Source organism: Rhizohabitans arisaemae (genome assembly GCF_025996515.1).
GTDB classification, from domain to species: Bacteria; Actinomycetota; Actinomycetes; order Streptosporangiales; family Streptosporangiaceae; genus Rhizohabitans; species Rhizohabitans arisaemae.
On sequence record NZ_BLRH01000060.1, the window covers coordinates 219,513 to 244,706 of the forward strand.

General features: G+C 69.8%; 19 protein-coding genes and 1 pseudogene. 6 read left to right on the top strand and 14 right to left on the bottom strand.

What is annotated here, in order from left to right:
* Positions 1 to 164: 164 nt before the first annotated feature.
* Positions 165 to 1,823: a hypothetical protein gene (locus RUR_RS29485; RefSeq protein WP_283138489.1), complete on the bottom strand. Its 1,659-nt coding sequence runs from the start codon at positions 1,821 to 1,823 to the stop codon at positions 165 to 167.
* A 224-nt stretch (positions 1,824 to 2,047) separates the two neighbouring features.
* On the opposite strand from RUR_RS29485, the gene cofD reads away from it, so the two are divergent.
* Both cofD and RUR_RS29495 read left to right on the top strand, forming a co-directional pair.
* Positions 2,048 to 2,995, top strand: coding sequence for a 2-phospho-L-lactate transferase (gene cofD / locus RUR_RS29490; protein WP_283138490.1), 948 nt, complete (start codon positions 2,048 to 2,050; stop codon positions 2,993 to 2,995).
* Positions 2,992 to 4,314 carry a coenzyme F420-0:L-glutamate ligase gene (locus RUR_RS29495; RefSeq protein WP_283138491.1) on the top strand — a complete coding sequence of 441 codons (1,323 nt, stop codon included), beginning with the start codon at positions 2,992 to 2,994 and terminating at the stop codon, positions 4,312 to 4,314. The genes cofD and RUR_RS29495 overlap by 4 nt, the downstream gene beginning before the upstream one ends.
* A 796-nt stretch (positions 4,315 to 5,110) precedes the next feature.
* On the opposite strand, the gene RUR_RS29500 is transcribed toward RUR_RS29495, so the two are convergent.
* On the bottom strand, positions 5,111 to 7,711 hold the full coding sequence (locus RUR_RS29500) for a bifunctional FO biosynthesis protein CofGH (RefSeq protein WP_283138492.1): 2,601 nt from the start codon (positions 7,709 to 7,711) through the stop codon (positions 5,111 to 5,113).
* A gap of 212 nt (positions 7,712 to 7,923) precedes the next feature.
* Here RUR_RS29500 and RUR_RS29505 point away from each other — a divergent pair, with 212 nt between their 5' ends.
* Positions 7,924 to 8,124, top strand: a complete 201-nt coding sequence (locus tag RUR_RS29505) for a hypothetical protein (RefSeq protein WP_283138493.1) — start codon at positions 7,924 to 7,926, stop codon at positions 8,122 to 8,124.
* 15 nt (positions 8,125 to 8,139) lie between these two features.
* On the opposite strand, the gene RUR_RS29510 is transcribed toward RUR_RS29505, so the two are convergent.
* The 8 genes and pseudogenes from RUR_RS29510 to RUR_RS29545 all read right to left on the bottom strand — a co-directional run bounded on the left by RUR_RS29510 (position 8,140) and on the right by RUR_RS29545 (position 14,936).
* On the bottom strand, positions 8,140 to 9,081 hold the full coding sequence (locus RUR_RS29510) for a DNA-3-methyladenine glycosylase family protein (protein ID WP_283138494.1): 942 nt from the start codon (positions 9,079 to 9,081) through the stop codon (positions 8,140 to 8,142).
* Between the two features lie 22 nt (positions 9,082 to 9,103).
* On the bottom strand, positions 9,104 to 10,231 hold the full coding sequence (locus RUR_RS29515) for a glycosyltransferase family 4 protein (protein WP_283138495.1): 1,128 nt from the start codon (positions 10,229 to 10,231) through the stop codon (positions 9,104 to 9,106).
* Between the two features lie 25 nt (positions 10,232 to 10,256).
* Positions 10,257 to 11,228: a lysylphosphatidylglycerol synthase domain-containing protein gene (locus RUR_RS29520; RefSeq protein ID WP_283138496.1), complete on the bottom strand. Its 972-nt coding sequence runs from the start codon at positions 11,226 to 11,228 to the stop codon at positions 10,257 to 10,259.
* The gene (locus tag RUR_RS29525) at positions 11,225 to 12,037 is read right to left on the bottom strand and encodes a class I SAM-dependent methyltransferase (protein ID WP_283138497.1); all 813 of its coding nucleotides are present in this window, start codon (positions 12,035 to 12,037) and stop codon (positions 11,225 to 11,227) included. The genes RUR_RS29520 and RUR_RS29525 overlap by 4 nt, the downstream gene beginning before the upstream one ends.
* 121 nt (positions 12,038 to 12,158) lie before the next feature.
* Positions 12,159 to 12,446 carry a hypothetical protein gene (locus tag RUR_RS29530; RefSeq protein WP_283139897.1) on the bottom strand — a complete coding sequence of 96 codons (288 nt, stop codon included), beginning with the start codon at positions 12,444 to 12,446 and terminating at the stop codon, positions 12,159 to 12,161.
* A gap of 73 nt (positions 12,447 to 12,519) precedes the next feature.
* Positions 12,520 to 13,239, bottom strand: a pseudogene (rhuM, locus tag RUR_RS29535) (RhuM family protein); the annotation flags it as partial.
* A gap of 267 nt (positions 13,240 to 13,506) precedes the next feature.
* Positions 13,507 to 14,235, bottom strand: a complete 729-nt coding sequence (locus tag RUR_RS29540; RefSeq protein WP_283138498.1) for a hypothetical protein — start codon at positions 14,233 to 14,235, stop codon at positions 13,507 to 13,509.
* A gap of 14 nt (positions 14,236 to 14,249) precedes the next feature.
* Entirely contained in the window at positions 14,250 to 14,936 is a 687-nt protein-coding gene (locus tag RUR_RS29545) for a Tox-REase-5 domain-containing protein (RefSeq protein ID WP_283138499.1), read from the bottom strand.
* Positions 14,937 to 15,456: 520 nt separating this feature from the next.
* On the opposite strand from RUR_RS29545, the gene RUR_RS29550 reads away from it, so the two are divergent.
* Positions 15,457 to 16,410, top strand: coding sequence for a lysylphosphatidylglycerol synthase transmembrane domain-containing protein (locus RUR_RS29550; RefSeq protein WP_283138500.1), 954 nt, complete (start codon positions 15,457 to 15,459; stop codon positions 16,408 to 16,410).
* Positions 16,411 to 16,719: 309 nt separating this feature from the next.
* Here the strand turns inward: RUR_RS29550 and RUR_RS29555 are convergent, their stop codons facing one another.
* The 4 genes from RUR_RS29555 to RUR_RS29570 all read right to left on the bottom strand — a co-directional run bounded on the left by RUR_RS29555 (position 16,720) and on the right by RUR_RS29570 (position 21,994).
* Positions 16,720 to 17,883, bottom strand: coding sequence for a glycosyltransferase family 4 protein (locus tag RUR_RS29555; RefSeq protein WP_283138501.1), 1,164 nt, complete (start codon positions 17,881 to 17,883; stop codon positions 16,720 to 16,722).
* A 194-nt stretch (positions 17,884 to 18,077) separates the two neighbouring features.
* Entirely contained in the window at positions 18,078 to 18,980 is a 903-nt protein-coding gene (locus RUR_RS29560; RefSeq protein WP_283139837.1) for a glycosyltransferase family 2 protein, read from the bottom strand.
* A 27-nt stretch (positions 18,981 to 19,007) separates the two neighbouring features.
* A complete protein-coding gene (locus tag RUR_RS29565) occupies positions 19,008 to 19,910 on the bottom strand; it encodes a hypothetical protein (protein ID WP_283138502.1) in 903 nt (300 codons plus the stop codon).
* Positions 19,911 to 19,990: 80 nt separating this feature from the next.
* On the bottom strand, positions 19,991 to 21,994 hold the full coding sequence (locus RUR_RS29570; protein WP_283139838.1) for a hypothetical protein: 2,004 nt from the start codon (positions 21,992 to 21,994) through the stop codon (positions 19,991 to 19,993).
* Positions 21,995 to 22,031: 37 nt separating this feature from the next.
* Here RUR_RS29570 and RUR_RS29575 point away from each other — a divergent pair, with 37 nt between their 5' ends.
* Both RUR_RS29575 and RUR_RS29580 read left to right on the top strand, forming a co-directional pair.
* Positions 22,032 to 23,480, top strand: a complete 1,449-nt coding sequence (locus RUR_RS29575; RefSeq protein WP_283138503.1) for a phospholipid carrier-dependent glycosyltransferase — start codon at positions 22,032 to 22,034, stop codon at positions 23,478 to 23,480.
* A 112-nt stretch (positions 23,481 to 23,592) separates the two neighbouring features.
* On the top strand, positions 23,593 to 25,173 hold the full coding sequence (locus RUR_RS29580) for an LCP family protein (RefSeq protein ID WP_283138504.1): 1,581 nt from the start codon (positions 23,593 to 23,595) through the stop codon (positions 25,171 to 25,173).
* Positions 25,174 to 25,194 lie beyond the last annotated feature (21 nt).

The window sequence follows — 25,194 nt, forward strand, 5'->3', positions numbered from 1 at the left end:
AACAACACAGCTGTAATTACACGCGCGTGTCACTGTGCGCGTCAAGCGGCACGGTGGTATCCGGGGAAAGACGCGCTTCCCCCGGCCCATCTAGGTTCCAGACCCGTGGATCACCTTCGGTTGACTGAGGTCAGGACGAGGTTTTACCGGAAAGTCCGGCCGATTCAGCGCCCCTGGCGCCCGTCCTGGCGATCGGCGCCGTACCACTCCTGGGAGCCGTCGGCGGGGTCGGCGGCATGGGTGTTCAACGGGTCCTGCCCCGGGCGGTGGATGGCCGTCGGGGTGAGCGTGTCCGACTGCGGGGAACCGCCGTGGCCGGCCGGGACGTGCCCCTGCGGCGAATAGCCCTGCCCGGTCTGCGGATAGCCCTGGGGGTACGGCTGCGCGTACTGAGCGTGCTCGCCCATCACCGGATACGCCTGCGTGTACGCGGCCGGGTTCGGCTGTGCGGCCTGCTCCGGGGAGGGGTACGGCGCCTGGCCGGCGTCGCCGTACGGATCGCCCTGACCGTAGGCGGACCTCGCCGCCTCCTGCGCCTCGGCGACGTAGCGGTGTGCGGTGGCCGGGTCCAGCGAGATCGTGGAGTCGCCCATGGGCACGCCGGCGGATTGGGCCCGCGCCTGCTCCGACCAGGGCTGCTGCAGCGGATCGGGGGCCGGCGGAGGGTGGACCTCGCCGAAGCCCGGGGCGGGCTGGGGCGGCGGGGGCTGGCCGTAACCCGGCTGGGCGAACCCCGGCGCGACCTGGCCGGTGGTGTACATGTGCTCCGTGCCCTGGGCGGCCGGGCCCGTACCCGAGCCGTACGCCTGCGGCTGCTGGTAGGGGTCCTGGTGCCCGTACGGCGACGGCGGAGCCTCCGGCGCGGGCGGCGGGTAGGCGCCCCCGTACTGGGGGGCGGGGGCACCGATGTTCTGGTAGCCCTGGGCCTGGTGGTAGGCCTGGGCCATCTGCTCGTGCCGGATCTGCTCGGCCATCGGGTGCTCGGCCGCGGGCACGGGCTCCTCGTACTGGTCGTCCTTGCCGCGGAAGAGGTAGTCGAAGTCGTCCTGCTGCTGGGGCTGCTCCGGACCGAGGTCCACCACGACCGTGGCCTCCGGCGGCGGGGGCAGGGCGGGCTGGGCGGGCTGCGGCGCGGGAGGCGGCGGCTGGTGGGCGGCCGGCGGGGGCGGCTGGTGGGCGGCCGGTGCCGGCGGCTGCATGGGTGCGGGCTGCGGCTGGGGCGGGGCGGCGGGCTGGGGGTACCCCGAGGCCCACGGCTGCGCCTGCGGCGGGGGAACCGGCTGGGCCGGGGCCTGCGGCGGCTGCGGGTAGCCGTCCTGCTGGTACCCGGGGGCGGGGTAGCCGGCCTGCGGGTACCCGGCGGGTGGGAAGGCGCCCGGCATCTGCTCGCCGGAGCGCCTGCGCCCCGGCGGCCGTACCGCGGCCGCGCCCGCGACGCCACCGGCGAGGCCGAGGGTGAACAGCGCGGCGAAGACGACCAGGGCCAGCTGCGGCACGCCGACGAGGAAGGTCTCGAACTTGTTCCGGCCGGAGACCTCACCGGAGAACAACACACCGAGCAGGGAGATCGCGCCGAAGAGCGTGGAGAGGCCGAGTGCCCCGAGTGCGCCGTAGACGACCAGGCGCGCCCGGGGGATCGGCTCCCCGATGCGGGTCGCGAGGAGCACGGATCCGAGGAGGAGGGCTGCGGTGACCGGCCCGAGCAGGGTGTGGAGTGCCCCGCTTGCTCGGGTTCCGAAAGGAATGACCTCATCGCCGATGAGGCTGGTCTCTCCGAAGAACAGCCGTCCGAGGCTGACGAGAATGCTCGCAGACGCTGTCACAAGTAGCGCCCAAACCGCCGGTTCACGCAGCTTGTCGGGCTCCATGGTTCGCACAAGATCCCCCAAGGGTCCGTCTTTACCAGGTAACCCCGGCACTTGGGAAGTTTGGCACATCAGTCACTTAAACGTTGGGCAACCTCGAAGATCACGAAGCGCTCATGTGCACTTTCGTCTGGTAAACCCCCGGAACGACGCCGCCGATCGGCTGCTGGGACACTTGGCGCATGCACATTGTGTCCCTGGCCGGCGGGATCGGCGGAGCCCGCTTTCTGCGCGGTCTCAAGGCGGCCGCACCCGACGCGGAGATCACCGTCATCGGCAACACCGGCGACGACATCAACCTGTACGGCCTGCGGATCTGCCCCGACCTCGACACCGTCATGTACACCCTCGGCGGCGGCATCCACGAGGAGCAGGGCTGGGGCCGGACCGGCGAGACGTTCGCCGTCAAGGAGGAACTCGCCGCCTACGGGGTGGAGCCCCAATGGTTCGGGCTCGGCGACCGCGACTTCGCCACCCACATCGTGCGCACGCAGATGCTCGGCGCCGGCTACCCCCTGTCGGCCGTCACCCGGGCGCTCTGCGACCGCTGGCGGCCCGGCGTCACCCTGCTGCCGATGACCGACGACCGGGCCGAGACCCATGTGGTGATCGACGAATCCGCGGACGGCTCCCCGCCGCGCCGCAAGGCGATCCACTTCCAGGAGTGGTGGGTACGGCTCCGGGCGTCCGTACCCGCGCAGGCGATCATCCTGGTCGGCGCCGACGACGCCAAACCGGCCCCCGGGGTGCTCGACGCGATCGCGCAGGCCGACGTGGTGCTGCTACCGCCCTCCAACCCCGTGGTCAGCATCGGGACGATCCTCCAGATCCCCGGCATCCGATCCGCCCTGGAGGAGAAGACCGTGATCGGGGTCTCCCCCATCGTCGGCGGCGCCCCGGTCCGGGGGATGGCCGACGCCTGCCTCACCGCGATCGGGGTGGAGACCACCGCGCAGGCCGTCGCCGAGCTGTACGGCCCAAGCCTGCTCGACGGCTGGCTGATCGCGGAAGGCGACGAGACGAACGTGGCGGGAATCGCCACCCGGCCCCGCCCATTGATCATGCACGACGTGGAATCGGCCGCCGAGATCGCTCGGGCCGCCCTCGAACTCGCGGAGGAACTCAGATGAGCGAGACGATCGCCGACCCCGCGCCCGCGCCGGACCGGGCCTCGACCCTGACGATCTGGGGAATCACCGGCATCCCCGAGGTACGTCCCGGCGACGACCTCGCCGAGCTGATCGCAGCCGCCGAACCGACCCTGGCCGACGGGGACATCCTCGTGATCACCTCGAAGGTGGTCAGCAAGGCCGAAGGCCGGATCCGCCAAGGCAGCCGGGCCGACATCATCGACTCCGAGACCGACCGGGTCGTCGCCAGACGCGGCGAGACCGTGATCGCGCAGACCCGCCACGGCTTCGTCATGGCCGCCGCCGGCGTCGACGCCTCCAACACCGAACCCGGCACCGTCCTGCTCCTCCCCGAAGACTCCGACCACTCGGCCCGCCGGATCCGCGCCGGACTCGCCGACCGGCTCGGCGTCGACGTCGGCGTGATCGTCTCCGACACGATGGGACGCCCCTGGCGCGTCGGCCTCACCGACGTCGCCATCGGCTCCGCCGGGGTCACCGGCCTCGTCGACCTGCGCGGAACCTCCGACGGACACGGCAACCCCCTGGTCGCCACCATCGTCGCCGTCGCCGACGAGATCGCCGCCGCGGGCGAACTGGTGAAGGGCAAGCTCGACGGCGTCCCCGTCGCGGTCGTCCGCGGCCTCGCCTCCTACGCCACCGAGGAAGACGGCGAAGGCGTACGACCCATGATCCGGCCCGCCGACGAGGACCTGTTCCGGTACGGGTCCGCCGACGTCCTCGGCGCCCGCCGTACCATCCGCGAGTTCTCCACCGCCCCCGTGGACGGGGCCGCGGTCAGGCGGGCCGTCGCCGCCGCCCTCACCGCGCCCGCCCCCCACCACACCACCCCCTGGCGGTTCGTCCTGCTGGAGTCGGCCGGGGCCCGCAAGAGCCTGCTCGACGCCATGCTCGCCGCCTGGATCGCCGACCTGCGCGCCGACGGCTTCAGCGAAGAATCGATCACCAAGCGGGTACGGCGCGGCGAGGTCCTGCGCAACGCCCCCTACCTGGCCGTCCCCTGCATGGTGCTCGACGGCTCGCACAACTACCCCGACCCCCGGCGGCTCAGCGCCGAGCGCGAGATGTTCGTCGTCGCCACCGGAGCGGGCGTCCAGAACTTCCTCGTCCACCTCGCCGTCGAAGGGCTCGCCTCCGCCTGGGTCTCCTCGACCATGTTCTGCCGGCCCGCGGTCCGCGAAGTCCTCGACCTCCCCGCCCACTGGGAACCCATGGGCGCCGTCGCCGTCGGCCACGCCGCCGCCCCGCCCCGCCACCGCCCGCCCCGCCCCGCCGACGCCTACATCGAGGTCCGGTAGGCATGAGCCGGCAAGGCGAAAGCCGATAGTCCTGAGGTTTCTTACGGGCTTTCCCGGCCTGGGTTGTAAGTGTGGCCGGGGTTACAACCGGAACGTGCTGACCGTGTTAAGAGAAGTCGAGGTTAAGGACCAGTATTATCTGGCCGAGCCTCCGCTCGGCCGGCTCGAAACGCCGGTAACCCGCGTCTTCCCTCCTGTTTTTGGGCCGCTGGCGCGACCCAAAAACACTCAGTCCAGACGCGGGGGCGTTTCGAGCGCGCACGTGCCCAAGCCGTAAGCACAAGCCAATCAAGGCCAAAGCCGACAAGCCTATGGTTCTCTTACGAGCTTTCCCGATCCGGGTTGTAAGAGTGGCCGGGGTTACAACCGGAACGTCCTAACCGTGTTAAGAGAAGTCGCCGTAAAGACCAGTATTATCTGGCCGAGCCTCCGCTCGGCCGGCTCGAAACGCCAGTAACCCGCGTCTTCCCTCGTCAGGCGCCGCCGCTGGCGCGACGACGCCTTCCTCAGTCCAGACGCGGGGGCGTTTCGAGCGCGCACGTGCCCAAGCCGGTAGGAACGACCCGGGCAATTTCTTACGGGGTTCCCGGGTTCGGGTGGTAAGCACGGCTGGATCTTAGGTGCCCGAGGCGCTACGTCCGCACTTCGCACGTCGCGCTCTCTGCGACGGGCGAATGCGCGCGGCGGTTCGCGTCGGACGCTCTTTGTCCGGCGCGAACCGCCGCGGTCAATATCAAAAAATACTGTTCTTGTAAGCCCGATCGTGCCTAACGGGGTACCGCACGTCCACGGGTGGCTAGACGGCGCGGTCGGTGAGGGGGATGAGCGGTTTGCGGCGGACGCTTTGGCAGACGCCGTCGCTGGCGGCGGCCGCGGCCCGGCGTTCGGCCGGGACCTCGCCGTAGGTGGTGAGTCGCTGGCGGAGCGGCCGGCCGGTGGGCTCGACCATCGCGGCTATCTCACCGATGGTCTTGTAGGAGCCGTTCTCGGATCCGGCCATCCGGCTGATCGTCTCCTCCATGAGGGTGCCGCCGAGGTCGTTGACCCCGCCGACCAGGACGGAACGGCAGAGCTCGTCCTGGAGTTTCACCCAGGAGCACTGGATGTTCTTGATCGATCCGTGGAGCATGATCCTGGCGAGGGCGTGCACGGCCCGGTTGTCGCGGGGGGTCGGCCCGGGCCTGGCGATGCCTGCGAGGTAGATGGGCGCGCTGTGGTGGACGAACGGCAGGAGCACGAACTCGGTGAACCCGCCGGTCTGCCGCTGGAGGTCGCGGATGAGCCGCAGGTGGGCCACCCAGTGGGCGGGGGTGTCGACGTGTCCGTACATCATCGTGGCGGTGGTGGGGAGTCCGATCCGGTGCGCGGTCGTGATCACCTCGATCCACTCCCTGGTGGGCAGCTTGCCCTTGGTGAGCACCCAGCGGACGTCGTCGTCGAGGATCTCGGCGGCGGTGCCGGGGAGTGAGTCGACCCCGGCTTCACGGGCCGCGGTCAGCCAGTCCGCGATGGAGAGGTTCGTCCGGCTCGCGCCGTTGATCACTTCCATCGGGGAGAAGGCGTGGACGTGCATCTCGGGGCAGCGCGCCTTGACCGCCCTGGCGATGTCGAAGTAGGCGGTGCCCGGCAGGTCCGGGTGGATACCGCCTTGCATGCAGACCTCGGTCGCCCCGGCCAGCCAGCCTTCCTCGGCCCGGTCGGCGACCTGGTCCAGGGAGAGGGTGTAGGCGTCGGCGTCGGTCCGGCGCTGCGCGAACGCGCAGAACCGGCAGCCGGTGTAGCAGACGTTGGTGAAGTTGATGTTCCGGTTGACGACGTAGGTGACGTCGTCCCCGACGGCGTCCCTGCGCAGCCCGTCGGCGAGGGTGACCACGGCCTCGAGCGCGTCGCCGTCCGCGGTGATCAGCGTGAGCGCCTGGGCGTCGGTGAGCCCGGCCGGGTCCGCTTCGGCCTGGCGGAGCGCCGCGGCGACCTCCGGATCGGCGACTCCCCGGCGTGGGGCCTCCGCCGATTCCTTGGGGAGCCTGGTACGGAGCTCGTCCCAGTCCCCGTAGACGGAGTCGAAGTCGTCCCTGCGGTCGGCGCTGCGGCCCTCGGTGTCCACCCCGACGTGGAGGTCGACCCGCCCGGCGGATTCGAACCCCCCGTCCGGCTCCTGCCAGGGCCGCCCCTGCGGCACCGCGTCCTCGCGGGCGAGCCCGGTGGCGGGGTCGGCGAGCGCGCCGACGTGCTCGACCAGCCGCGGGTCGAGCCACGGCTCGCCGGCCTTCAGGTACTCGGGATAGATGGTCAGGCGCTCCTTGAGCAGGAAGCCCGCCTCGGCCGTACGACGCGCCAGCTCCTCGATCTGCGGCCAGGGGCGCTCGGGGTTGACGTGGTCCGGGGTGAGCGGGGAGACGCCGCCCCAGTCGTCGATGCCCGCCCTGATCATGAGCTCGTATTCGGAGTCCACCAGGTTCGGCGGGGCCTGGACCCGCATCCTGGCGCCGAGCACGAGCCGGGTCACAGCGATGGTCGCGGCGAGTTCGGCCAGCTCGGCGTCCGGCATCCCCCGCATGGCGGTGTCGGGCTTGGCCCGGAAGTTCTGGACGATGATCTCTTGGATGCCGTGGTACTCCCGGGCGATCCGCCGGAGCGCGAAGATCGATTCCGCCCGATCGGCCATCGTCTCCCCGATGCCGATGAGGATGCCGGTGGTGAAGGGGACGTTGGACCGTCCGGCGTCCTCCAGGACGCGCAGCCGCACTTTGGGGTCCTTGTCCGGCGAACCGTGGTGCGGTGCGCCCTTCCGGGTGAACAGCTCCTCGGAGGTCGTCTCCAGCATCATGCCCATGGAGGGCGAGACGGGCTTGAGCCGCTGGAAGTCGCGCCAGGTGAGAACCCCCGGGTTCAGGTGCGGGAGCAGCCCGGTCTCCTCAAGCACGCGGATCGCCATGGCGCGTACGTAGGACAGCGTGTCGTCGTACCCGTGCGCGTCGAGCCAGTCACGGGCCTGGTGCCAGCGGTCCTCCGGCCGGTCCCCCAGCGTGAACAGCGCCTCCTTGCATCCCAGGGCCGCGCCCTGCCGGGCGATCTCCAGCACCTCGTCGGGGGGGAGGAAGGCCGAGGGCACCTTCGCCGGCGCCACAGCGAACGTGCAATATCCGCATTTATCGCGACAAAGTCGGGTCAGGGGGATGAACACCTTCCGGCTGTAGGTGATGATCCCTTCCCTCCCCACGTGCGCCAGACCCGCGTCGCGCAGACGTGAGGCGTAGCCCAACAGGGTCTCCAGGTGTTCACCGCGCGCGTGCAACAGCACCGTCGCCTCGGTGACGTCCAGCGTCTTGCCGTCACGGGCTCGTGCAAGCGCCCGACGGAGCGCCGCCTCAGTCGGGGTTCCCCCTGGAATGCTCATGAACTGCACACTACGACGCTGGAAAAGACCGCCTTTCAGCGGGGCCACCCATACCGGGGCCGGTATCCCGAAAGTTCAGCAACGCTAATGAGTCATGTGCAGAAAGTCTCGATAGACGTAAATGGTTGACGGGCGCACAATTTACTTAGACGCCGGAGACACCCCGCCCACCTCGGCGGCGGAGGCCTCGGCAAGCCCCTTGGAGAGAGACCATGACCTGGCTACTCATCACCCTGTTCGTCCTCCTCGCCGTGATCGTCCCCCTGCTGGGCGCCGACTCGCGCGACAGCCGCGACTGGCAGCCCGACGCGTTCCACGCCCCGCGATTCAGCGCCGTACGGGCCCTGCGCCGCAAGCCGCGCCCGGCCCGCAAGACGCGTGCGGCGGCCGCGATCGCGCAGCCGTGCCACTGACGCAGACCCCGGGGTTCAGATCGACCGGTAGTCCCTGGGCGCCATCCGCGGCCCCCGAGCCGGGGGCCGCAACCCGGTCAGCTCGATCAGACGGGTGACCCGGTACCGCTGCCCGCGAAACGGTTCGAGCAGCTCAAGCATCCCGTCGTCGTCGACTTTGCGCCCGATCAGCACCCATCCGACCAGCGACGACAGGTGGTAGTCGCCCACCGAGACCGCGTCCGGATCCCCGTGCGCGCGCTGGCGGGTCTCCGCCGACGTCCACACGCCGATGCCGGGAAGGGCCCGCAGCAGCCGATCCGCATCCCGGTTCCCCGCCGCCTCCAGCTTCGCCGCCACCCTGGCCGCAGTGATGATCGTCCGTCCCCGTACGGCCTCGGCGCCCGCTCGATGCCATTCCCACGACGGGATCGTTCGCCACACCTCAGGCGCGGGGGGCACCCGCATCCCCTCGGGGGCGGGTCCGGGTGCCACCTCGCCGTACCGGCGCAGCAGATGGCGCCAGGCACGCCACGCCTCCTGCCCGACGACCTTCTGCTCAAGGATCGCGGGTGCGAGCGCCTCGAACAGACGTCCGGTACGGCCGATGCGAAGCCCGGCGTGTCGCGCGGCGGCCTCCCTGATCAAGCCGTGACGTGGGCCACCCGACCCGCCCACGGCGACGACCCGCTTGAGCATGTCGTGAAATTCCGTGACATCGTCCTCGGCGCCGAGGAGCGCCGGCATCGTCTCCAGCAGCCAGTCGGCGCCGGGGCCGTACGCCTCGCCGTGCACCGCGCCTTCCGCGGGACGGGGACGGATCCGCAGTGTGCCCGGGCCGTCCGGCGTGCGGCACACCCGCCAGAAGTCGCCGTCGGCCGTACGCCGCCAGACCGGGTCCCCGCCGCCGTGCGAGTGCGGGCTCAAGGTCAGCGGGATGTCGAGCGGGCCCCGCTCCCGCCAGCTCCGCTCCTTCATGGCCACCCGGAAAAACCGGGCCTCACCTCTCCGTGGCGCGCTCGTAACTGATCAGGTGGGCCTCCGCCGACGCGTCCCAGGTGAACTCCCGGGATCTGGCGGAGCCAGCTTCACTCAGCAGCTTACGGCGTGCCGGATCGGTCAGCAGCGACCGCAGCGCCTCTCCGATGGCGGCCGCGTCCGGCTCGGTGTAGGCGACCGCGTCGCCCCCCACCTCGGGCAGCGAGGCGCGGGCCGTGGTGAGCACCGGAGCTCCGCACGCCATCGCCTCCAGGACCGGCATGCCGAAGCCTTCGCTCAGCGAGGGGAACGCCACGACCGTGGCACCCCCGAAGAACCCGGCGAGGTCGGCGAAGGGCAGATAGCCGGGCCGGACGATCCGTACACCGCACGGCAGGTCGCCGAGGACGGCGGCCACGTCGTCGTCCCAGCCGCCTCCGCCGCCGAGGACGAGCGCGGGCGGATCCGGCAGCCCGGCCACGGCCCGGGCGAAGCCCCGGATGAGATTGGGAACGTTCTTACGCGGGGACGGCATGCCGAGGAACGCGACATAGGCGTGGCCGTGCAACCCGAGCCGCTCGGCGAGGTGGCCGATCTCCGCCGCGGAGGGCACGTGGAACAGGTCCGGGTCCACCCCGTGATAGGCGACGTCGATCCGGGTGGCGTCCGCCGAGAGCACCCGGAGCAGCTCGTCCCGGGTCGCCTTGGAGGGAGTGATCACCCGGGCCGCGTGCCGGACGGACGCCTTGGTGGCCGAGCGGAAGAACGAGGCCTTCACGGCGCTGTGCTGCGCGGACTCGGTGAAGGCGGTGACGTCGTGCACCGTGACGACGGTGGGCAGGCCCGAGCGGATCGGAATCGAGTAGAACGGGGCGTGGATGACCTCGGCGCCGATCCGACGGGCGAGCACCGGCAGGCCGGTCTGCTCCCAGGCGAGCCGGACGGCCCGGTGGGTGATGGCGGGCGGGCCGGTCACGATCCTGGCGGACGGCGCCAGGCGCCCGTACCGCTCGGCGTCGGCACGCTGGCAGGCTACGGCGAAGTCGGCACCCGCGCGGTCGAGGCCGCCGACGAGTCCGTCGACATACCTGATCAATGCCCCGCGATCGGCGGGCACCGCAGCGGCGTCCACAAGCACTCGAGGCGCCACTCTGGATCGCTCCCCTCAAGATCCACTACGCCTTCGGGGAAGCGTGTCCGCCTTCCCCCTCACCGTCCACCCTATTGCCAGAGCCACCGGAAAAGTGGCCGAAATCACGCCGCCGTTTCGAGGCTGTGACCGCGAGAAGGGCACAGAGCAAATCACCGACCGTGACGATCAAACGGGAGCACAAAGCGGCGATAAGCGTCGACCCCTCCTCCAGAACCGGGGCGAGCGCGGCGACGAGCACCACCTCACGAACCCCCAGCCCCGCCGGGGCGACGACCACGATCAGGCCCGCCGCCCACGCCAGCGCGAACGCCCCCGTCGCCAGGACCAGCACACCCGGCCCCCGCGCGCCGAGCCCCCACGCCAGCAGCGCGAGGTGCGTCCCGTACGCCAGCCACGCCACCCCGGCCCACCCCGCCGCGCGCAGGACGCCGCCCCAGGTGAGCGGACGCTCCAGCGGCGCCTTGCCGAGCCGCCGCAGCGCCGCCCCGACGACGGCGTCGACCACCCGGGGGTGCAGGGCGAGCAGAAGCGGTGGGAGGAGCGCCAGGAGCCAGGGATGGTGGGTGAGCGCCGTGCCCGCGGCGATCACGCCGACCGCGATCCCCGACCCGAGGAACACCAGCATCCCCAGCACGAACGCGGCGGCGCTCCGCGGCCGGGGCACCCCGAGATCCCGGCCCAGTTCCATCTGGGCGAGAAGCGGCCACAGCGAGCCGGGGAGGTACTTGCCGAGCTGGCCGAGGAAGAACACCCGCGCCGCGGGGCGGACCGGCAGGGGCGAGCCCAGGTCGGCCAGGAGCGCCCGCCAGACCAGCATGCTCGCGGCGAGCGCGACCAGCACGGCGGCCAGCGAGCCGACCAGGAGCGGCACGGAGAGCCGGGCGAGCCCCTCGCGCACCTGGGGCCACTGGTCGGCCACCGCGTAGCCGCCGAGGCCGAGCGCCACGACGACGAAGGCGGCCCGCAGGGCCGTACGCCGGGTCGGCTTGGTCATCGGGTTCGGACGGGCTCCGGCGGCCGGCTGAGCCGGGGGCCTCGGGGTCTGCCCGGGTTCTTGGTCGCCACCCAGAGATAGGTCGGCATGATCGGGATCAGGCTGCGCAGGACCGCCGAGGGAACGCGGGAGAGCAGCGCGGCGGCGGGTGTGTCGGTGGCGGCGAAACGCGTGGGCTCGACGATCGCCGGGAGGGAGTAGTCCCACACCCTGAAGCCCCGGAGCATCCGCCGCAATCCCGGCCGGGTGCGGAACCGCTCGTAGTAGTGGTCGGCCCGGCCGGTGAGCCGGACGTACCGGTCGGCGAGCCCCGGCGGAAGATAGGAAAGGAACGGGAGCTTGTAGTGCGGTTCCATGATCCCGAGCCGGTTGCCGAGCCCGAGGTAGAGCACCCCGTCGTCGGCGAGCACCCGGTGGATCTCCTTTAACACCGCATCCGGGTTCACGACGTGCTCGTAGATGTGGTTGAAGACCACGACGTCTAGGGATTTATCGGGAATCGGGAGGGATGTTCCGTCGGCGCAGACGAACTCCACCGCGCCGCCGAACCGCTCGTGCGCCTTCCGCAGCCCCGGCACGTCGATGTCGAACCCGACGGTACGGCTCGCGCCCGCCTTCGCCAGCTCGTCCGCGATGAACCCCGCCGAACAACCGACATCCGCCACGGTCAGCCCGGACAGGTCCTCACGCCCGAGAAAATGCCGCAAAATCGCGATTATCTTCTGCGCTTTCCGGCGGCGCTTCGCCTCGTCCAGCATCGCCGACTGCAGCTCGGAGTACTCCAGCTGCGCCCCGCGCCTGTCACCCATGCCACGCAACAGTACCCGCCGCCGCCAAACCCGGCCGGAGGATCAAGCCGTACGGGCGCGCAGCCGGTCGTCCGGGAGCGGCGGCGCCGGTTTGTTCGCCCCCTCCAACCGGGTGTCGGCCTCAATCGTCGTCGGTGAAGCGGTGATGCCGCCTTTCCACCTCGTTCTCGGCCTTTTCGAGTTCGTCGAGCAGACCCGCATCGGCATCGGCCAGGAGTTCGCGAAACTCCTGTTCGGCCTCTTCGTCGGCGCGGGCCGTCTCCAGCGCCCGCCGCTGGGTGTCGAAATCGGTGAACCGATCGTGGGCGATGGCGATGGCATCCTCGCTGGCCACCTGCCCCGGACCGAAGAGGACCTCCATGTCGTTCATCGCGACGAAGCGGTCCGTCGCCTCCACCCACTCCGCCATGGTGATCTGCTGTCTGCGCCGGGGCCCGCAGCTCGGCGAAGTCCAGGAACTGGGTGGTCAGCATGTTCAAAGTGGTGATCTCATCGGAGGACAGATAGTTCTTCGAGACCGTGACGTCACCCTTGCGGACATGACCGCCCTTCCACGCGGTGAGTCCCATGTTGGGTTTGGCCGGATCCGCCCGCTTGACGCTCAGCTCGGCGGCGGTGTGACCGGTGACCGCGAAGACCAGCCTGTTCTGAATGCCCGCGAAGAACGTCCTAGCCAGGTCCGAGGACTTGTCGTAGTCGACGCTGGTCGCGGCGAACGTGTCTCGCACCTTCTGGTAGAACCGCTTCTCCGAGGCACGGATCTCCCGAATTCGTTCAAGCAGTTCGTCGAAGTAGTCGAATCCGCCAGGCTCCTTGAGCCGTGCGTCGTCGAGGACGAACCCTTTGGCGAGATATTCGCGGAGAATCGTACTAGCCCATTGCCGAAATTGGATTCCTCGCGGAGAACGCACCCGGTAACCGACCGCGAGAACCATGTCCAGGTTGTACACCTGGAATTCTCGCTGAATCTGCCGTGCCCCTTCCTGACGAACAATCAACTCAGAGTTGATTGTTGCCTTTGTGAGTTCACCGTCCTCCAGGATCGCCTGGATACGCTGGCTGATGTTCTGCACGGTGGTGTCGAAGAGCTCGGCCATCTGCGCCTGGGTCAGCCAGACCGTTCCGCCGACTGCACGCAACTGGATCTGCGACCGCCCATCCTCGGTCCGGTAGAGGATCAGCTCCCCACCATTACTGACCATATCGCCTCCTCCCACCACTTTCCCTATTCATCCCGCCCAAATTTCCCCAAAATGGGATTAGGCAACGAAGTATCCCCCAACAGACCAAGCGATTTCATCTGACTTTAATATAGACAACCGCTTGTTCAAGCTTCCTTGACCTACGGAGGAGAGTTTATGACCTCTCGGAGTCTGAAATCTTGATCACAGGAGAATGGACATTCCAAGGAACTCCCCCACGGCGTTGGCCGACTCTTGCGAACCGTAGTCCGAACGACGGCCGGAGGATCAAGCCGTACGGGCGCGCAGCCGATCGTCGAGGAGGAGCAGGTCCCCCACGAGCCTCTCCGGGGCGTTCGCGGCCATCTCCAGATCGGCCACCACCACGCTCCCCCCGGCAGGGGCCGGACAGGGGTACACGGAGAGCGTGTCCGGCAACCCGGTGACGTCCACTCCCTGCGGGACGTACGTGACCGTCCAGGCCTTGACCGCGTCACGGACCTCCCCCAGCTCGTCCCGGAGTCGCCGGTTGCCGACTCGCACCGTTGCCGCGTCGACCGCTTGAACCACCCCTCCGGTCAGGGAGACCAACCAAGCCGCAGGGTGGTCTTGCAGGGGACGGGCACCGCCCTTCTCAAGTGGAGTCCGTGTGTAGAACCTGAACGACGCGGTGAACGGCCACTCGTCCAGCGCGCCGGCGTTCCACCGCGAGAGGATCATCTCCTCAGGCGCACCGGCCAGACTGCCCAGAAGGACGCCACCGCTGCCGATCGAGTCAAACGGGTTGCCGAAGTCATCCACCCGGCAACTGGATGCCATCTCGGCGGCGATGGCATCCAGATCGCCCCACTGCTCCGCCGTCATGTCCTCGGAATGCCAGACGAACAGCGTGCCGTAGACCTCGGCCACATGGTTTGCGACCACATCCAGCAAATCACGCAGCCGCCGAGCCTCCCCATGCCAACGATCGGCCTGCTGATGTGAACCCGTCGAGAGCACCCACTCGTCGATTCGCATAGGGTCATCCTTTCTCATCCGGGTGGCATGGGCCGGTACACGGCACGGATCCGGCCTTCGAGTCGATCGTCGTCCTCAAACTCGTCGTTGAACAGGCGTGCGACCTCCGGTTCGGCACACCACCACTCCACCCGACGGCCCCCACCAGCCTTAATCTGCTTAAGCGCACGTTCCAGCATCTCGGGCAGTCCACTGTTCTTCGAGCGGGCCCACCACTTATGGAACGTCCCCGTTGTCTTGTCGATGAACTGGGCGTACCGCCCTTTGGCGTCGACGAGCACCTCCACCGGTACTCCGTTCCGTTGCTCGATTCTCATCGCGTCGAACAGAACCTTCTCGCCTGTGCGCATGATCAGGTATTCGCGACCCGGCGGACCGCCGCATTCGCGTCTCACCCACTCCTCGTAATCGGCGTTGAAGGGTGCGCCGTGATGCCGTGGCGGCGCGGCGACCCAGCCGTGGCCGAGGAGTGTCGCCGCGTAGAGCAGGACGAGGTCGTGGCCCTTGCGGAGCAGGTTGTGGGCCTCCGCCAGGCGGGCCGACGCTTCGGCGAAATGTTCGAGGGCCTCGACGGGAAGCGGTGAGGAGGTGCCGTCGGCGACCGGGAAGAGGGTGTGGACCGCGGTTTCCAGGTGTTCCCGACCGGATTCCATCGTCTCAAGGGGAAGCACGTCGGCGATGGAGCGTATCCGTGCCGCCAAGTCGGTGATCAGAGACACCTGGACCGCCGATCATGTCCGATGGGGAGAGAAATCGGAGGGTTGCGGGAACCGCCGTGGTGCCGAACGAGATCGATTTGTTTTGCAGTGATCAATACGACGAAAGCCGTGAGAACCACTATAAATCCGCATGATGTAGCGGCACAGCTAAACAGAACCTTCCTCCCCAAGTCCAAGAATGGTGATTCGGGCGCTATGTCCTGATATTTGCGCAGCTCAGAGCGCCCGCGTCAGCGTGAGGCCTGGCCTTGCGATCCGGGAATCCGCGCAGCCCTGCCATCCGATCTTCACCCGAAATCCAGATCCGGCTTTCCACCGTTCAAGCCGTTTCCGCCGAGGAAATGACTTCCCGGCACAATTGACGTCCACTGCGTGGAAGATTTGTCTCCGGCAGAATCGTTTTCGTCAGGGGAGAAGGAGTGCCGCTCACCGGCGTCGGACGACAGGGCTTCTCGAGCGGAGTTGGAGCAGGAGTGGAGCGGGCGCGGCTAGCCTTACGGGCGTGTTGAACAGACTTCGTCACAGCCGGGTGCTTCGAGCGGTGCTCGTCCTGATCGCGCTGGGCTTCGTCGGGTACGGGCTGGCGCGGCACTGGGGCGAGACGCGGGCGGCGATCGCGCAGCTCTCCTGGTGGTCCCTGGCCGGGTCGGCGGTCGCGTTCCTCATCGGGCTCGGGTGCGCGATGCTCGCCTGGCGGGAGATCCTCGCGGGGCTCGGCTCACGGCTGCCGGTCACCGTGGCGATTCGGGTGATGTTCGTCGGCCAGCTCGGAAAGTACATTCCCGGCTCTGTTTGGGCCTTCGCCGCGATGGCCGAGCTGGGCCGCCGCCACGACTGCCCACCGGGGCGCACGTTCACCGCGACGATGATCTCGCTGGCTTCGACGCTGGGCTGCGGGCTGGGCCTGGCGGCCGTCACCCTCCCGCTCACCTCGGGGGACGCCGCGTCCGCATATCTGTGGGTGTTCGCGCTGATCCCGGTGATCCTCGTGGGGCTCCATCCGAAGGTGCTCACCTTCGGCCTCAACCTCGCATTGCGGGTGGCCCGCCGCGAACCCATCGAACGTAGCCTGACCCTGGCGGCCGTGGTGAAGGCAGCCGGCTGGAACCTCGCCGCGCTCGTCCTCTACGGCGTCCACCTCTACCTCCCGCTATCCGATATTTCCGGCGAGTCCGGGCTGAACCTGCTCGCCCTGGCGACCGGCGCCTACGCGCTCGCCTGGTCGATCGGCATCCTCGCCGTGGTCGTACCCGCAGGGGCCGGGATCCGCGAGGTGGCCATGGCCACGGTGCTGCTCCCGGTGCTCCCCTGGGCTCAGGGACTAGTCGTGGCGATCGTCTCCCGGCTGGTGGTCACCCTCGCCGACCTGGTCTGGGCCGGAATCGGCTCCCTCCTCGCCCGCACCCCCGACCCGGCCACCCCCGAACCGCGCGACCGCGTCCTGGAGCCCCGCTAAGCCCGCCCCGGTCAGGTCCGGTGCGGCTCCGCGCCCATCCCTCAGTGACCAGGACAAACATCGTCGCCGGTACGGAGACACGGTCCCCGCCTCCACCAAACCGAGAGAGTGATCGTTGTGGTCTGCGCACCCCCACGGGTGCGGACAACACAACGATCACCAGATGCCGCGGTACGGACCGCGCGCCGCCCCGCGGCAGCCCTTACCCCGCCAAGATGATCGTTGCGCTGTACGCGCCCCCGAACGCGCAGACAGCACAACGATCACCTGAGGCCGCAGTACGGGCCGCGCGTGGCTTGTCGGTTTTGGCTAGAGCCCCAGGAGCTGTGTGGTGTAGCGGGTCCAGTACGGCTCCGCGTCGACCGGCCGTACCCCGGCCCGCAGCCGCGCCACCCCGCCGGGCTCGTAGAGGCGTTCGATCGCCTTGGTCAGCGCACCGACGTCGCCGGGCTCCACCAGCAGGCCGTCCACCCCGTCGCGGATGTGGTCGGGGAGGGCGCCGACCCTGGTCGCGACGACGGGCAGACCGTGTTCGTGGGCGAGCCAGACGTTCTGGCTGGCGGTCGCCGACCGATAGGGCAGCACCAGGGCGTCGGCCAGTCCGAAAAGGCCGGGGATGTCGTCGGCCGCGACGTAGCCGGGCCGGAGCTCCACCCGATCGGTCAGGCCAAGCTCGGCGATCATGTTCCGGGTCTGGTCGACACCGCCCCAGAACTCGCCCGCGACGATCAGGCTCGGCCTGCTCTCCGCCCCTGCGAGTGCGTGGAGCAGCACGTCGAGTCCCTTGTACGGCCGGACGATCCCGAAGAACAACAGCGTCCGGTACGGCTGACGCGGCTCATTCCGGGCATCGGCGTTCGCGGAGTGGTGCCCGGCGCCGTCGGAGCCGGCTTGCTCCGGAGAAGGGTCCTGGAATGCGGCGGCCTGGACCGTCCGGTCCGGCGCGGTGGGCAGGTGCGGTGGGAGTGGCGCGGTGCCGACGGGTTTCCCGGTCAGTCCCCGGGCGAGTTCGCCCTGCTGCGCTGAGTGGGCGAGGACGGCGTCGACCCGGCGGAGCAGGGCCCGCATGAGGGGCCGGTCGTACGGCTTGCGCTCGTGCGGCAGGACGTTGTGGCAGAGCGCAACCACGCGCGGGCCGCGCAGCCCGTACCGGATGCCGAGGTAGGCGGGGACCTGGACGGGGCTGAGCACCACCAGGACGACAAGGTCGGCCTCGCGCGTCATCCGCCGCCCCGCCCGGATCCAGCCGATCGGGTCCCGCCAGGAGAGCGCCCGGCGGGTCCGGGGGAACACCTGTCCCTCCGGCGCCTCGATGGTCTGCTTCCCGGGGTAGAGGAACGCCGGGTACTGGGCCTTCCACGACTCCAGGAGCACCTCGTGCCCGGCGGCTTGCAGCCGGAAGGCGAGCTCCGTGGTGTGCTGGGCACCTCCCCCTTTGTACGGAAAGGTCGGGCCCACGATCGCGATCCTCATCCGTGCCCTCTCCACGTCGGCCGTACCGGACACCGTCCCGGCCCGGCGGGGACCGGATCAACGAACGCGGAGGCGCCCCCCGGCCCCATCGGACCGGGCGCCGAATCGAGCCGTACGCCACGGTTCGCGCCCGCCCGTTCCCGGGTCAGCCGCCCCGAACCGCTCCGCCCCGCGGCGGCCGTACCGGGCATGGGTCAGCCGTCCCGGGAACGGACGATCAGGTCCGCGAGGAGGGCCATCGAGCCGATGATCAGCCCGGTGAGGAAGACCATGACGGTGCTCGCGGGGAAGTAGAACGGGTGCCGGATCATGTCCCACACCCCTTTCACCACGGCGATCCCGACCAGTCCGAGGGCGGGCGGCATGAGCACCTTGAGCGGGTTGAAGTACATCACCATCCGCAGGACCTGCAGGATGTACCGGTACGCGTCGGAGACGAAGTGGAACTTCGACCGGCCGGCCCGCTGCGCGTACTCGATCGGCACATAGCGCACGACGTGCTGGTTCGACAGGAAGGCCAGCGTGATCGTGGTCACGCAGGAGAAGCCGGGGGGCAGCAGCCGCAGGTACGGCTGCGCGACCGACTTGCGGAAGGCCCGCAGGCCCGAGTTGAGGTCGGGGATGGCCGTACCGGCCAGCACCTCGGCGATCTTGCGGATGAACCACTTCGCCGGAACTCGGAGGAACTTATGCGAACCCTGCTCGGAGGTGCGCGCCCCCACCACCTGGTCGACGCCCTGATCCTTCTCCAAGATCGCGATGAGCTCGGGGATCCGTTCGTTCGGGTAGGTCAGGTCGGCGTCGGTCCACACCACGATCTCGCCGCGGGCCCGCTGCGTCCCGATCCGGCGGACCGTACCCGATCCGCCGTTCCGGTGGAACGCCACCACCCGCATGTTCGGGAACCGGGGCGCGGCCTCCTCCAGGCGGGCGAGCGTGGCGTCGGTCGAGAAGTCGTCGACGGCCAGGAGCTCGTACGGGTACCCGCTGGCGTCCATGGCCTTGCAGATCCGCTCGACCTCGTCGATGACGTGGTCCTGCTCGTTGTAGCAGGGCAGGACGATCGTCGCGTACGGCTCGGCGCCTTCAGAGGACATGCTCACGACGCGCGAGGATACCCCGCTCTACACCGGGAAGTCGCCGGGATCCACCTTGGAGGTCGGCGCGTTGCCCCCGCCGCCGCCCAGGGTGATGGTCCAGGTGGTCCATTGGACCCGGCCGCCGCCGTACGTCGTCCGGAATTTGAACGAGCTGTCGAACCTGGAGAAGTTGCAGTCCCGGGTGAACGATCGGGACCGGCCGTCCCAGTCGACCCCGGTGGTGTAGTAGAGCCGGTAGGTGCCGTCGGCGATCCCGTTGACCTTGTAGGTCGAGCCCTTGCGGACGTAGACCGAGAAGAGCTGCCGCTTCCCCTGGGCCAGGCTGATCACCGCGTCGGCGGAACCGCGGTTCCTGATCGTCAGCGGGCCGCGGCCCCGGGCGGAGAACGTCTTCACGTACTGCCCGTTGCGGAGCCGGCGGGACTGTTCCTTGAGGTCGAACTTCGGGATGTTCAGGTCGTAGTCATCGCTCTTGGCCACGAGCGCGTCCGCGGCCTCACGGATGGCGCTGATCCCGTCGGAACCGCCGAGCCGCGCGCCCGCGGACGGGGTCCCGCAGATCTCCCGGTTCTCGGTCTCCTCGCGGATCACCCCGAGGTCGCTGCCGAGGAGCTCCAGCGAACGCACCAGCTCGGTGTGCTCGGCGGAGACGTCCGCGGGCGGGGTGACCCGCTGGAGCGCCTCGGCGGCCTCCTCGGCCGCGGTCTCCGCCTTGCCCAGGCGGTCGAGCAGCGCCTTGTACGCCCGGGATTTCCCCACCTCGGACAGGGAGTCCTTGACCGGGTCGACCGCGTCGATCAGGGCGTCGCGGTACGCCTCGGGAGACACGCCCGGCGTCGACGATCCCCCCGCGTTCGTGGTCGGCGCACCGGTCGGAGGCGTCTGCTGGTCGCTCCCACCCGTACACGCCCCCAAGAGCAGGGTCATCGCGACAGCCAACGGCGCGGTCTTGATCGCACCCATCCGCTGTAGCACCGCCTCATCATCGCCTTTTTGCCAAATCTCCGTCAAGAATATTTGACCAGCCAGACGTCTATGGCGAGCCGCCACGCGCCGTCGGGCGGAGTCGTGAGCGACCGCTCGTCCTGGAGATCCCGCAGCTTGACGACGTGTACGGGGGTGCCGTAGAGGCTGATGTCGCTCTCTCTCGCCCCGAGCAGAATCGGCTGCCGGCCTGCGGCCTTGATCTTCTCGGCGAGGCGCCTGACGTCGGTGCTGGGCGGGAAGTCCGTGGAGTTCGTCCGCACCCGGGCCGTGGGCACGCCGCACATGCCGCGCACCACCTGGGTGAAGCGATCGGCGGTCACCCGCTCCGCGATGAGGACCGTGGCGTTCTTCCCGATCGCGGTGCACAGACCGCGGACCGCGGCGACCTCTCCCCGCTCGACCGGGGTGAACGCGGTGCCGATCGAGGTGACGGCACCCGGGACGACCAGGAGCAGCGACCCGGCCGCCGCGACCCACCGGCGGGGGTGCCGCGCATACACCCAGGCCAGTCCCCAGGTGCCGAGCAGGATCAGGCCCGGGACGACCAGCGGCACGAGCCGCCGCGAGGCCCACGGGTGGTCGGGGGTGATCGAGGGGAGCCACAGCGTGGTCACCGTGGTCCACCCGATCATCGCCAGCGGGAGGAGCCAGGCCCCGGCCAGACCGCGGAGCGGTCCCTGCTCCGGGAGGTCCGGGGACTGCCCGTCGCCGCGGAGCAACCGCAGGGTGAGTACGGCCGCGGCGAGCGTGGCCAGGACGACCGCGGGGGCGCCGATGTACCAGAACACCCAGTGCAGGCTGTCCTCGTAGTAGAGCCGGTACGGCTCGGGCGCGAGCCCGTTCGCGATCTGCGTCACGCGGATGAAGGCGGAGTTGAGGGCGTCGTCGGGGTTCGTGGGGATCCGGGTGACGGTCTGCAGCGCCGGGCGGAGCGCGAAACCGGCCATGACCAGGACCACCGCGACCGCTCCCGCCGCGGGCAGCCAGGCCGGGCGGGGCAGCCGTACCCCTCGGCGGGCGGCCACCGTGCCGATCAGGGTGAGGACCACGACGGCGGCGGCGATCAATGCGAGCGGCCTGATGGAGGCGCCCAGATGGGTGAGGTACGGCTTGGACAGCAGCCAGGCCGACCCCAGCCCGAGGCCCGTGCCGGCCAGGAGCCCGGCCAGGAACGACACCCCGCCCTTGGCGCGGAGCGCGATGAGCACCCCGGCGAAGGCGAGCACCGGCAGCACGTCGCGGAGCCCGTCGATCCGGACCACGATGGCGAGGCCGAACACCAGCCCGGCTGTCCCCAGCCGCCGGTCGAGCAGCAGCGACAGGGCGCCGAAGAGCAGGATGAGTGCGGGAAGCTCGCTGAAGGGCGACCGGCCCGTGTACATGATCGGGAGGCTCACCGCGAGGGTGAGCGCGGCGGGCGGCGCCCAGCGGGGTCCGGCCAGCCGGGCGACGACCCCGGCGAAGGCGAGGATCGCCAGCGCCCCGAGGATCGGGGGGACGAGCAGCAGGCCGTCGACTCCGCCGAGCCACCGCCCGGCGGCGAGCAGCATCGGCGGGCCGGGCATGAACTGCGGGACGACCACGCCGCCGGACTCGTAGAAACCGGGGCTGCCGAACACCAGCGCGGGATCCGCCCCGCCGAACGCGGCCTGCTGGAACGGAATCGGGAGTGAGCCGTGTTCGGCGATCCAGGTGGCGTACTGGGCGTAGGTGGCCGGGTCGCGCCGGACGACGATCTGCTCACCGCGCATGAGACCGTTGAAGACGGCGTAGCCGGCCGCGACGGCGAGCACCCCCGCCGTCCCCCACCAGCCGGTCTCCGGCACGGTGGGCCGGGACCGCCAGAGCAGGAAGGCGATGACGGGCAGGCCGAGCAGGAAGGCGGGCAGCGGACGGAACACCCCGCCGAGCAGGAGCGGCAGCCCGGCCAGGAGCCAGCCGGCCACCGCGCAGGCGGGCAGGGCGGTGGCCGTCGCGAGCACGCGGGCGGCGACGGGCATCGGGGTGGACCGGGTAGCGTTCATCGTCAACTGGGGAGCGTAGCGGGAGGGAGGGGGGACAGTGGCCCGCCGCCACCTGTGGTTTCTGATCTTCTTCTCCGTGGGCTGCCTGCTCAGGCTACTCACGGTCGTCGGCTACCGGCCCGCGCTCTGGTTCCCCGACTCCTACGCCTACCTCGTCTCCGCGATGCATCCCCGGCCCGACCTGATCCGGCCCGGCGGGTACTCGGGGCTCCTCTGGTTGCTGGAGCCGCTGCACAGCCTGGCCGCGGTCGCCGTGGTCCAGCATCTGCTCGGGCTGGCCACCGCGGTCCTGGTCTACGTCGCGGCCCGGGCGCTGCGGGCGCCCGGCTGGGCGGCGACCCTCGCCCCGGTCCCGGTGCTGCTCGACCCCTACCAGGTGGAGCTGGAGCATCTGCTGCTGTCGGAGTCGCTGTTCATGTTCCTGGTGACGGCGGGGGCGGTGCTCGCCCTGTGGGTGTCCTCGTCCAGGCCGACCTGGGGCCCACGGTGGGGTACGGCCGCCGCGGCGGGTCTGGCGATGGGGCTGGCGACGCTCACCCGGACCGTCGCGCTCCCGCTGATCGCGGTGCTGGTGGCCGGGCTGCTCATCGCCGGGGGACGGCCGTTCCGGCCGAAGCTCAAAACCGCCTTCGTGGCATTTATTGCCGCAATTATCCCTATTGTCGGATATATGGGCTGGTTTGCCGTAGAGCATGGAAGATTCGCTATTTCCGGAGCCAACGGTGCATTTCTCTATGCGCGGACCATGGCCTTCGCGGATTGCGCGGTGATGCGCCCGCCGCCGCGACTCGCCGTACTCTGCGATCCCACCCCGGCAGGCGACCGGCCGCCCTCCCAGGACTACATCTGGAGCGCCGACTCCCCGCTCTCCCGCCTGCCCGGCCATAAGTTCGGCGCCGCCAACAACGCGCTCGCCCAGGAGTTCGCGGTCCGCGCCATCCTCGCCCAGCCGGGCGACTACCTGGCGACGGGGCTGGCGGACCTGTGGCGGACGTTCCGCTGGGATCGGCCCGTCTACCCCGATCAGTCGATCTACGACGCCTACGAGTTCCCCGTCGTCACCCCGCCGCCGCCCACCCGGACCCCGCAGGTGGTCGGGGCACGGTTCGCCCGGATCTACGAGCGGGGGGAGATCGCCACGCGGGTCGTCGAGCCGTACGCGGGGTGGCTTCGCGCGATCCAGGACCACGTGCGGCTCCCCGGCCCGGTCCTGCTGGCCGTCCTGCTCACCCCGGTCGGCGCGGGGCTGCTGCTGTTCGTCCGGGGCGGCCGTCCCCGGGATCCGGAGCGGGTACGGCGCCCGCGGCTCGCGGCCTTGCGCACCGTTGCGCCCGCTCTCATCCCCTGGGCCTGCGCGGTCGTCCTGGTGGCGCTCCCACCCATGATCGCGGAATTCGACTACCGCTACGTCCTGCCCGCGGTTCCCCTCGCCTGCCTCGCCTGGGCGTTATGCTTCCGTCCCAATGCGTCTCGCGATATGTCCTAATATCGCTATACTGTTCCGCCTCATCACCGGCAAGGGAGCGACCGTGGTCACGTATGAAATCCCCCGATCTTGCCCCCGCACCGACCCGTCGTGACCTAACCTCTGGTTCCTAGTGAGCGAGAACAGCCCTGAGGGCCATCAGGACCGCGACCCCGAAGGACGCCGCCCAGGCTCCCGGGTGCAGTCCCGCCGTGCCGCCAAGGAGGCGCAGGCCGCCCCGCGGTTCGGCTCCCGCCGGGCCGCCGACCCCGGCAGGCCGCCCCGCCGCGGGGACCGCTCCCGCCTCTATCAGTGGCTCTCCGTGGCCACGGCCGCCGTCACCGTGGTCGGCATCCTCACCGCCTACGGCTTCTACCGCAGTCTGACAGGCAACCTCAAACGCGAGAAGATCACGGTCGTGGGTGATCGGCCGAAGCGGCTGAACAACGCCCTCAACATCCTCATCGTCGGCTCCGACGTGCGGAGCGGGGCCAACTCCAAGTTCGGCGGTCGGCACGTCGTGGGCGAGCGCACCGACACCATCATCCTGCTGCACATCTCCCCGGGCGGCGGGAAGGCCACGCTGATCAGCTTCCCCCGGGACTCGATGGTCGAGATGCCCGCCTGCCAGGCGCCCAACGGCACCATGATCCCGGCCCAGAAGGACCAGATCAACGCCTCGTTCAACAACGGCGGGATCAACTGCACGATCGACACGCTGGAAGAACTCACCGACATCCGCATCGACCACTTCGTCAAGGTGGACTTCGCCGGGTTCCGCGCCATCGTGGACGCCCTCGGCGGGGTGGAGATCTGCCTCCCCAAGGCGATCGACAGCAGCAAGGCCAAGATCAAACTCCCGGCCGGCCCCCAGACGGTCACCGGGCTCCAGGCGTTGGGTTACGTCCGGATCCGAGACATCGGCGACGGCAGCGACACCTCCCGGATCAAGCGCCAGCAGGCGTTTCTCTCCCAGGTGGTGAAGAAGGCCACCAGCGGCGACCTGCTCACCAACCCCGCGCGCCTGACCAGCTTCATCACCGCCGCGCTCAAGTCGGTCACCGTCGACGACGCACTGACGATCAATACGATGCTCACCATCGCCGAGTCCACCAAGGGCATCAGCGGCGGCAAGCTGCAGTTCATCACGGTGCCGTGGCGGGCTTACGCCCCGGATCCGAACCGCATCGAGTGGACCGAGGACGCCGCCCTGCTCTTCGAGGCGATACGGGAGGACAAGGTCGCCCCGACCCCGACTCCCACCCCGTCCGGGTCGGCCGGCCCCGCAACGCCGGCGATCAAGCCCGGGCAGGTCACAATCGAGGTCTACAACGGCACCAACAAGGGCGGTGAGGCCGCCATCGCCGCCAAGACCCTGGAGACCCATGGGTTCAAGGTCACCCTCGTCGGCGACGCCAGGAAGCCCGACGGCACCAACCAGCCCAAGACCCAGGTCCTGTTCCCCCCGGGCGCCGAGGGGTACGCCAAGCCGGTCGGAGACCGGCTGAAGAGCCCCGTCGCCCCCACCCAAGGGAAGATCAAGGGCAAGAACACCACCGTGCGGACAACGCCGAACGGCACCCCGGTGGCCGCGGTCGGCCCGGTCGTCCAGCTCATCATCGGAGCCGACTGGCAGGGTGCCAAGGTGCACACAAAGCTCCCCTCGTCAGTCCAGAGGGTCACCGGCAACGTCAATCCGTGCAAGGTTCAATAAGCCCTCATCCCTGTGAGTGCA

Excerpts from the sequence above, each read along its gene's own strand:
- cofD (WP_283138490.1), top strand. The coding sequence starts at position 2,048 with ATGCACATTGTGTCCCTGGCCGGCGGGATCGGCGGAGCCCGCTTTCTG.
- RUR_RS29495 (WP_283138491.1), top strand. The coding sequence starts at position 2,992 with ATGAGCGAGACGATCGCCGACCCCGCGCCCGCGCCGGACCGGGCCTCG.
- RUR_RS29500 (WP_283138492.1), bottom strand. The coding sequence starts at position 7,711 with ATGAGCATTCCAGGGGGAACCCCGACTGAGGCGGCGCTCCGTCGGGCG.
- RUR_RS29505 (WP_283138493.1), top strand. The coding sequence starts at position 7,924 with ATGACCTGGCTACTCATCACCCTGTTCGTCCTCCTCGCCGTGATCGTC.
- RUR_RS29510 (WP_283138494.1), bottom strand. The coding sequence starts at position 9,081 with ATGAAGGAGCGGAGCTGGCGGGAGCGGGGCCCGCTCGACATCCCGCTG.
- RUR_RS29520 (WP_283138496.1), bottom strand. The coding sequence starts at position 11,228 with ATGACCAAGCCGACCCGGCGTACGGCCCTGCGGGCCGCCTTCGTCGTC.
- RUR_RS29525 (WP_283138497.1), bottom strand. The coding sequence starts at position 12,037 with ATGGGTGACAGGCGCGGGGCGCAGCTGGAGTACTCCGAGCTGCAGTCG.
- RUR_RS29530 (WP_283139897.1), bottom strand. The coding sequence starts at position 12,446 with ATGGCGGAGTGGGTGGAGGCGACGGACCGCTTCGTCGCGATGAACGAC.
- RUR_RS29540 (WP_283138498.1), bottom strand. The coding sequence starts at position 14,235 with ATGCGAATCGACGAGTGGGTGCTCTCGACGGGTTCACATCAGCAGGCC.
- RUR_RS29555 (WP_283138501.1), bottom strand. The coding sequence starts at position 17,883 with ATGAGGATCGCGATCGTGGGCCCGACCTTTCCGTACAAAGGGGGAGGT.
- RUR_RS29560 (WP_283139837.1), bottom strand. The coding sequence starts at position 18,980 with ATGTCCTCTGAAGGCGCCGAGCCGTACGCGACGATCGTCCTGCCCTGC.
- RUR_RS29565 (WP_283138502.1), bottom strand. The coding sequence starts at position 19,910 with ATGACCCTGCTCTTGGGGGCGTGTACGGGTGGGAGCGACCAGCAGACG.
- RUR_RS29570 (WP_283139838.1), bottom strand. The coding sequence starts at position 21,994 with ATGAACGCTACCCGGTCCACCCCGATGCCCGTCGCCGCCCGCGTGCTC.